This window comes from Salsipaludibacter albus (genome assembly GCF_019798055.1).
GTDB classification, from domain to species: domain Bacteria; phylum Actinomycetota; class Nitriliruptoria; order Nitriliruptorales; family Nitriliruptoraceae; genus Salsipaludibacter; species Salsipaludibacter albus.
In genome coordinates this window covers 1-8,127 of record NZ_JAHOPH010000059.1, presented here as the reverse complement: position 1 = coordinate 8,127, position 8,127 = coordinate 1, and the positions used below count along the sequence as shown (strand labels likewise).

Sequence of the window (8,127 nt, the reverse complement as noted above, 5' to 3'; positions counted from 1 at the left end):
CGTGCGCACGCCGGAGCCGTCACGCTCCTGCAGGTCGAAGGCCTGCGGGTCCTGCTGGCGTGGTGCCGAACCCGGGGTCGACAGCACCTCGACGGTCGGCGACGCCGAGTCGCGCACGGCGGCGGTGGTGGCGTCCACAAGCACCAGCTCGGCGGGGACCCCGGCCGCGTCGATCGCGTCCAGCGACGCGATCAGGTCCACCCGCTCGGTGCGATCGACCTCGACGAGCAGGAGCACCAGTTCGACGCCCTGCACGGCCGGCAACACGCCGGGCTCCGACAGGGGCGGGAGTGCGGCGACCAGCACGTCGAGGTCCGGCGGCAGGCCCTGGGCCCACTCGGCGAACCCCTCGAGGGCGAGTTCGGGCTCGGAACCGACGGCCAGGTGGGCCAGGTACAGCTCGTCGTCGAAGCGGACCGCGTCGGCCAGCTTGCGATCGTTGGCGATCACGTCCGACAGTCCGACCGCGGGCGTGCCGCCACGGGTCAGGTCGGTGACCAGCACCTTGTCGCCACGCGCGGCGAGCTCGGCGGCAACGATGTTGGCCCGGGCACCCGGCACGCCGGCGCTGCGTGAGGCAGGGGTCAGCGCGACCCGTGCCCGCCCTCCCTCGGCGGCGTGGGCGTCGATCAGGTCGACCAGCGCCTCGATGTCGGACGTCGAGCGAGAGATGTGACCGGCCACCACCCCACCGGCCGCGGCGACGTGTCGCGGGCCCCGCACGATCAGGTCGGAGGCATCGAGCCCCACGACGAGCGCGGTGGCAAGCAGGACGGCCGCGAGCCCGACGGCGGCACCCACCACCAGCGTGGGTGGCAGCGTGCCGGGGGCCAGCAGGGCCAACAGCGCCCCGAGCAGGACCAACAGGACGGCCGCGACGAACCACATCCGCTCGCGTGCGCGCAGCACGTCGAGCAGGTTGTCCTGCCACGAAGGGGCGGTGTGCGATGAAGTCTCCATTGGCGCGATGTTATCGACGCACCTCGTGAATTCTTCGGAGGCGGCACCGGTCGACCGGGGGGAACGGCCCCGGCCGCGCGCACGATCGCACACACGGTCGCGCACACGATCGGCACACGGTCTGGGGGCCCCGCCGATCGGCGGGGCCCCCAGGGATGGTGCTGTGGTGGTGCTGGTCGTCAACGGCGTTGCGCGCCGGACGGCGTCGGACTCAGAAGTCCATGCCGCCCATGCCGCCCATGCCGTGCTCGTGGCCGCCACCCTCGCCGGACTCGGGCTCCGGCTTGTCGGCGATCAGCGCCTCGGTGGTCAGCAGCAGACCCGCGATGGACGCGGCGTTCTGCAGGGCCGAACGGGTCACCTTGGCGGGGTCGACGACACCCTGCTCGAGCAGGTTGCCGTACTCGCCGGTCAGGGCGTTGAGCCCCTCGCCGGCACCCATCTCCTTGACCTTCTCGACCACGACCGAACCCTCGAGCCCGGCGTTCTTGGCGATCCAGTACAGCGGCGCGGACAGTGCGTCACGCACCAGCTTGGCACCGGTCGCCTCGTCGCCCTGGCCCGCGGCGATCTCGTCGAGCACCTTCACGGCCTGCAGCAGGGCGGTGCCGCCACCGGCGACGATGCCCTCCTCGACGGCCGCACGGGTCGCGCTCAGCGCGTCCTCGACACGGTGCTTGACTTCCTTGAGCTCGGTCTCGGTGGCTGCGCCGACCTTGACGACGGCGACGCCACCCGACAGCTTCGCGAGGCGCTCCTGGAGCTTCTCGCGGTCCCAGTCGGAGTCGGTGTTCTCGATCTCGTTCTTGATCTGGCTGATGCGGCCGGAGATGTCCTCGTCCGAGCCGCCACCCTCGACGACGGTGGTGTCGTCCTTGGTGACCACGATCTTGCGGGCGGTGCCCAGCAGGTCCAGCGTGGTGTTCTCCAGCTTCAGGCCGACCTCCTCGGAGATGACCTGGCCACCGGTGAGGGTGGCGATGTCCTGGAGCATGGCCTTGCGGCGCTCACCGAAGCCCGGCGCCTTGACGGCGACCGACGCGAAGGTGCCACGGATCTTGTTGACCACCAGGGTCGCCAGGGCCTCGCCCTCGACGTCCTCGGCGACGATGACCAGCGACTTGCCCGACTGCATGACCTTCTCGAGCAGCGGCAGCAGGTCCTGGACGGAGCCCACCTTGCCGTTGACGATCAGGACGTAGGGGTCCTCGAAGACCGCCTCCATCCGGTCGGTGTCGGTCACCATGTAGGGGCTGAGGTAGCCCTTGTCGAACTGCATGCCCTCGACGAAGTCCAGGTCCATGCCGAACGTCTGGGACTCCTCGACGGTGATGACGCCGTCCTTGCCGACCTTCTCCATCGCGTTGGCGATGGTCTGGCCGATGGTGGCGTCGTTGTTGGCCGAGATGCCGGCGATCTGGGCGATCTCGTCCTGCGTCTCGATCTCGCGGGACATCCCGGCGATCTCGGCGACGACCTTCTCGACGGCCGAGTCGATGCCACGCTTGAGCATCATCGGGTTCGCGCCGGCCGCGACGTTGCGCAGGCCCTCGTGGACCATGGCCTGGGCCAGGACCGTCGCCGTGGTGGTGCCGTCACCCGCGACGTCGTTGGTCTTGGTGGCCACCTCCTTGGCGAGCTGGGCACCCATGTTCTCGTACGGGTCCTCGAGCTCGATCTCGCGAGCAACGGTGACACCGTCCTTGGTGATGGTGGGGGCGCCCCACTTCTTGTCGATGACGACGTTGCGGCCCTTGGGGCCGAGCGTCACCTTGACGGCGTCGGCGAGCTTGTTGACGCCGGACTCGAGACGGCGGCGACCGTCTTCACTGAAACTGAGGATCTTCGCCATGTGCGTTCCTCCTGATGGTTGGTGGTCGAAACTGCGGGATGGGTCGGTCGGGTGCGAGGGGCGGCCGCGTCACGGCCAGCAGCCTCGTCAGCCGATGACGGCCAGGATGTCACGGGCCGACAGGAGCAGGTACTCCGCGCCCTCGTACTTGACCTCGGTGCCGCCGTACTTGGAGAACAGCACGGTGTCGCCCGCAGAGACGTCCACGGCGATGCGCTCACCGGTGGTCTCCGAGAACTTGCCCTCGCCGACGGCGACGACGGAGCCCTGCTGGGGCTTCTCCTTGGCGGTGTCCGGGATCACGAGCCCGGAAGCGGTGGTCTGCTCGGCGTCGTCGACGGTCACGAGCACACGGTCTTCCAGGGGACGGATGTTGACGTCTGCCATCGTGTCCTCCCTTTCGAGTTGGTCGGCGCCCCGCGAGGGACGCATGGTTTGCAGGTCTGGGATCGTGGCGGTCCGGCGGAGCCGTCGCGCCCTGCCGGGTTGCCCCCCGGCAGCGGGTCGGTCAGCGAGGAGATCCCGGTGCGCACGCCACGTCGTGACGGCGATCCATGAGATTTGCACTCCCTGACCGAGAGTGACAACGACGCTAGCACTCGTGCGTGGCGAGTGCAATCCGACGGGTGGGCCGTGCGGCCGGACCTGCGTGCTATCGACGCAGGTTTCCTCATCCGTCGTGTGCAGCACCCCTGTGGTGGTCGCTGCCACCGTCGCGCAGGCCGGCGAAGTAGGCCGGGACCTGCCGGCTCCGCAGCCACACCGACACCAGGAACAGGCGGGCACGGAGGCCGAGTCCACCGTCGACGTCGGGGCTGCGCGCCACGCGGAGGTGGCGCTGCACCAGCAGCGGACGACCCAGGGCCCGGAGCATCGTGGGGGTGCGCAGGGCGGGATCCCGGGCGGCTGCCTCGCCCTGGCCCCGGGAGGTGCGATCGAGCTTGGCCTCCAGCGCCGCCCGGGTGCTGCGCGTGGGGTGTTGCACCACGACCTCCGGGGCGAACACGACGGCGTGGCCGTGTTCCCGGGCTCGTCGGGACCACAGGTGGTCGCCGCCCGACGTCACCTCCGGGAAGGGTCCGACCGACGTGAACACCCCACGCCGCACGGCCATGTTGGCAGTCGCCACCCGGCCGGTGGTCGCGGCGGCCGCGTTGTCGAGGTGGACGGCCGCGTCGAACAGCTCCCATGGATTCCGGCGGTCGTCCACCGTCATCTCGACCGCGCCGGCCACGACCTGGTCGGCCTCCGCGGGGCCGAGCCGGGCGAGCAGCGCGGACAGCCAGTCGGGCGACGGGCGACAGTCCGCGTCGGTGAAGGCCAGCACGTCGCCCGTGGCCACGCCGACGCCGGCGTTGCGGGCCGCGTAGGACGACGGCGGTGGTGGCGACGACACCAGGCGTCCCCGGAACAGGCCCCGGCCCAGGGCCGCCTCGACGAGACCTGGCCCGTCGTCGGAGCTGCCGTCGTCGACGAACACCACCTCCCAGCGGTCGCCGGACAGGTCCTGGTGCCCGAGCGCGTCGAGCAGCCCCGGCAGGTGGCTGGCCGCGTCGCGGAACGGCACCACCACCGACACCGTGGCGGGACGCCCGACGGCGTCGGTGGAGGGCACGCTCGGGGTCGTGGTCATGGCCGCACCGCCAGGCGCCACTCCTCGGTGTCCACGAACCCGGCCGCGGAGTAGGCCCGGATGGCGCCGGTGTTGGCCGCACGGACGTGCAGCGACACTGGCAGGTCCCCGGACCGCTCCAGGGCGGTGCGCACCGCCGCGGCGACCAGCGCCCGTCCGATCCCCCGGGACCGGGCCTCGGGCTCGACGACGATGCCGGCCAGCTGCACCCCCCAGCGCGTGGACGACACCGACCGGTCGAGCTTGGCCACCGGCGCGCCGACCGGCCCGCACACCCACGTCAGGCCACCCTCGATCGACGAGACCACACGCCTGCGATAGCCCCGGCGGCCTGCACGCGAGACCCGGTCACCGAACTCGTCGTCGGTGTGCAGCTGGACCGCGAGCCGGGTCACCGCGTCCGCGTCGGCGGGCACGGCGCGCCGCAGGCCCGGGTCCGGCAGGTCCGCCTCCGGCGGCACCAGGTCGCGGTCGACCAGCATGAAGCGCTGGTGGTGAACCCGGGTGTCGGGTGGGCAGGCACCGTCGGCCAACAGGGGCAGCGACGCCGCGACGTCACCGATCAACAACCGCCAACGACGGGTCGGCGGCCCCGCCACGGCCATCACCTCGGGATCACCGGTCGGCACGATGGTGGCGCCCGGGTGCACGATGCACAGTGCCCAGCGATCGCCGTCGGTGGCCACCCGGGCGACGTCCGGACCCATCCCGTCGAGGCAGGCCAGGGCGAACATGTGCCGGGCCGGGCCGAACCGGTCGTCCGGGTACGCGCGCAGGCGGTCCACCCACCGTGGCAGCTCCGCCGGTTCCGGCCGGCGCCACGCGGGGCCGGTCACGACGTGGGGCCGGCCGGGTCCGGGGGCAGGTCGGCCAGCGGCATGTTCGGGTCCGCCGACAGCGACAGCTCCGCGACCTGGCCGGCCGCGAGCAGGTTGGCCCCCGCGGCGGCCACCATCGCGCCGTTGTCGGTGCACAGCTGGACGTGTGGCACCAGCAGTCGGCCACCCGTGCGCTCCATGGCGTCGGCCATCCGGGCCCGCAGCCGGGAGTTGGCCGCGACCCCGCCCGCCATGACGACCGTGTCGATCCCGAGGTCGGTGGCGGCCCGGACGGCCTTGTCGACCTGGACGTCGACGATCGCCTCCTGGAAGGACGCGGCGACGTCGGCGAGGTCGACCTCGCGGCCGGCGGCCTCCAGCCGTCGCAGCTCGCGGATGACCGCGGTCTTGAGACCCGACAGCGAGAAGTTGTAGGTCCCGTCCCCGGCCAGGGGCCGGGGGAAGTCGTGGGCGGTCGGGTCACCGGAGCGGGCCAGCCGGTCGATCTCGGGCCCACCGGGGTAGCCCAGGCCGAGGAACCGCGCGATCTTGTCGAACGCCTCGCCGGCCGCGTCGTCGATGGTCGAACCGAGCTGGCGGAACCCGGGGCGGGCCCCGTCCACGGTGGGCTCCTCCAGCACGACCAGCGAGGTGTGTCCCCCCGACACGACCAGGGCGACCACCGGGGGTTCGAGCTCGCCGAACTCGAGCTGGGCTGCCTCGACGTGGGCGCGGAGGTGGTTGACGCCCAGCAGCGGCAGGTCCCGACCCAGCGCGAGGCCCTTCGCACCGGCGACGCCGACCAGCAGCGCCCCGGCCAGTCCCGGACCGGCGGTCACCGCGATCGCCTCGACGTCCTCCAGCCGGCAGCCGGCCTCGACCAGCGAGCGTTCGATGGTCGGCTGGAGCAGTTCGAGGTGGGCCCGGGCGGCCACCTCGGGCACCACGCCACCGAAGGGCGCATGCAGGTCCACCTGCGACGCGACCACGTTGGAACGGACCGTGAAGCGGTCCTCCACGATGCCGACCGCGGTCTCGTCACACGACGTCTCGATCCCGAGCACCAGCATCTAGCCGACCCTCCCCGTCGTCGTGTCGCGCTCCGTCTCGAGCTCGTCGAGGTCGGGCACCCGCACCGGTCCGGTCGGCCGGGGCGCGACCACCGACGCCACCCCGAGCGCGGACAGGTCGTCCGCGTCGGCCGCCCGGGCGAGCACGCCCAGGTCGTGGTGCCACATCACGAAGGCGTCCTCGCCGTCCTGGTAGTAGCCGGGGCGCACCCCGCTGTCGGTGAAGCCCAGGTGGCGGTACATCGGCGGGCCACCGGGGTTGGACACCCGGGCCTCCAGGGTCATGGCGGTGGCACCGTCGGCCGCACCCAGCGCCGCCAGCGCCGTCACCAGTCGACGCCCGATCCCGTGGCGTCGGTGGTCGGGGCGGACCACGATGTCGAGCAGGTGCACCTCGTCGGGTTGGCGGGTCTCCATGGCGAAGCCGACGACCTCGCCGTCGTCGACCGCGACCACGGCGTGGCGCGGCACCTCGCCGGCCAGGTCCTTGGCGAGCAGCCGTCGCGTCGCACCCCCGAGGTCGGGCAGTGCGACCACGTGATCGTGGTCGTCGGGCGTTGCCCGTCGCAGCGCCGTCACGACGTGCCTCCCTGCAGCCGACCGCGGCTCTGCCAGCCGATCTTCGCGTCGGCACGTCGTAGGTAGATCGCGTCGAGCTCGCCGGGTCGCACCGTCTCCTCGCGGACGAACCGCGGCATCGCCAGCAAGCCGAGGTCCACCGCCAGCGGCGGACGGTCGACGCGGGCGGCCAGGTGCACCGCGACCTGGTCGAGCGCGCCGTCACCCTCCAGGCCCGACTGGATCAACGCGGGACGGTCACCGGCGGCGATCTCTGCGACCAGGTCGTCGACCGACCCGACCTGGAGGTCGCCGTCGCGCTGCACCCCGCCGGGCACCCGCTGGTAGGTCGCCCAGAACACCTGGCCGCGTCGTGCGTCGATGGCGGCGTGCACCGTCGGTGCGGTGTGCCGTGCGGAGAAGCCCATGACGTCGAGTCCGGGCAGGCCGACCACGGGCAGCCGGCGGGCCTGGGCCAGGGCCTGCGCGAAGGCCATCCCGACCCGGAGGCCGGTGTAGAGACCGGGGCCCGTGCCGACGGCGACGCCGGTCAGGTCCTCGACCGTCCGTCCCGCCTGCTGCAGGCAGAACACGACCGCCGGGGCGAGGAACTCGCCGTGGCGCCGCGGCAGCCCGAGGCTGGCCGTCGCCACCGCGCCGTCCCGGTCCAGCAGGGCCACCGACGACGTCGGCGTGGAGGTCTCGACCGCGAGCAGCAGCATCAGGGGGTCCCCTCGTCCACGACCACCGGCTCGACGCCGTCACCGGGCGCCGCCAGTTCGGTGATCCGGTCGACCCATGCTCCCCGCGCCACCAGGTGGACGATGCGGGGACGGTCGTCGGTCAGGTCGGGGACCGGGGCGCCGTCGGCCGGGGGCCGGGCCAGCAGGTCCTCCTCGTGGCGCAGCTCCAGGTCCAGGCGGTCGATCGGGAGCAGCTGGGCGATGGTGTCACCCCACTCCACGACGGTGACCACGTCGTCGGCGAGGGCCTCGTCGCCGAGGTCGAGGACGTCCTGGACGTGCTCGAGCCGGTAGACGTCGAGGTGCACCAGTGGCAGGCGACCCCGGTAGGTGCGCTGGAGCATGAAGGTCGGGGAGGTGACCGGTCCGTCGACGCCCAGGCCTGCGGCCAGTCCCTGCACGAGGCAGGTCTTGCCCGCGCCCAGCTCGCCGGTCAGCGCGAGCACGTCCCCGGTCTCCAGCAGGGGGGCCAGCGCACGCCCGAGCCGACGGG

General features: G+C 72.6%; 9 protein-coding genes. All 9 read right to left on the bottom strand.

Annotation, left to right across the window (positions count from 1 at the left end):
• Nucleotides 1-960 (bottom strand): hypothetical protein (locus tag KR546_RS18580; protein WP_238446218.1); only part of this gene is annotated, 960 nt, incomplete at its 3' end.
• 211 nt (nt 961-1,171) lie between these two features.
• On the bottom strand, nt 1,172-2,812 hold the full coding sequence (gene groL, locus KR546_RS18575; protein WP_238446217.1) for a chaperonin GroEL: 1,641 nt from the start codon (nt 2,810-2,812) through the stop codon (nt 1,172-1,174).
• 87 nt (nt 2,813-2,899) lie between these two features.
• Entirely contained in the window at nt 2,900-3,199 is a 300-nt protein-coding gene (gene groES / locus KR546_RS18570) for a co-chaperone GroES (RefSeq protein WP_238446216.1), read from the bottom strand.
• A gap of 283 nt (nt 3,200-3,482) precedes the next feature.
• Nucleotides 3,483-4,445, bottom strand: coding sequence for a glycosyltransferase family 2 protein (locus KR546_RS18565; RefSeq protein WP_238446215.1), 963 nt, complete (start codon nt 4,443-4,445; stop codon nt 3,483-3,485).
• Nucleotides 4,442-5,230: a GNAT family N-acetyltransferase gene (locus KR546_RS18560; RefSeq protein ID WP_238446214.1), complete on the bottom strand. Its 789-nt coding sequence runs from the start codon at nt 5,228-5,230 to the stop codon at nt 4,442-4,444. The genes KR546_RS18565 and KR546_RS18560 overlap by 4 nt, the downstream gene beginning before the upstream one ends.
• A gap of 47 nt (nt 5,231-5,277) precedes the next feature.
• Nucleotides 5,278-6,333, bottom strand: a complete 1,056-nt coding sequence (gene tsaD, locus KR546_RS18555) for a tRNA (adenosine(37)-N6)-threonylcarbamoyltransferase complex transferase subunit TsaD (protein WP_238446213.1) — start codon at nt 6,331-6,333, stop codon at nt 5,278-5,280.
• Complete coding sequence (locus tag KR546_RS18550) at nt 6,334-6,912, bottom strand: GNAT family N-acetyltransferase (RefSeq protein ID WP_238446212.1); 579 nt, start codon at nt 6,910-6,912, stop codon at nt 6,334-6,336. It abuts the gene before it with no gap.
• Nucleotides 6,909-7,613, bottom strand: coding sequence for a tRNA (adenosine(37)-N6)-threonylcarbamoyltransferase complex dimerization subunit type 1 TsaB (gene tsaB, locus KR546_RS18545; protein ID WP_238446211.1), 705 nt, complete (start codon nt 7,611-7,613; stop codon nt 6,909-6,911). Before tsaB ends, KR546_RS18550 begins: the two co-directional genes overlap by 4 nt.
• Nucleotides 7,613-8,127, bottom strand: a 515-nt coding sequence (tsaE, locus tag KR546_RS18540; protein WP_238446210.1) for a tRNA (adenosine(37)-N6)-threonylcarbamoyltransferase complex ATPase subunit type 1 TsaE, incomplete at its 5' end; no start/stop codon positions are given. The genes tsaB and tsaE, both read right to left, overlap by 1 nt.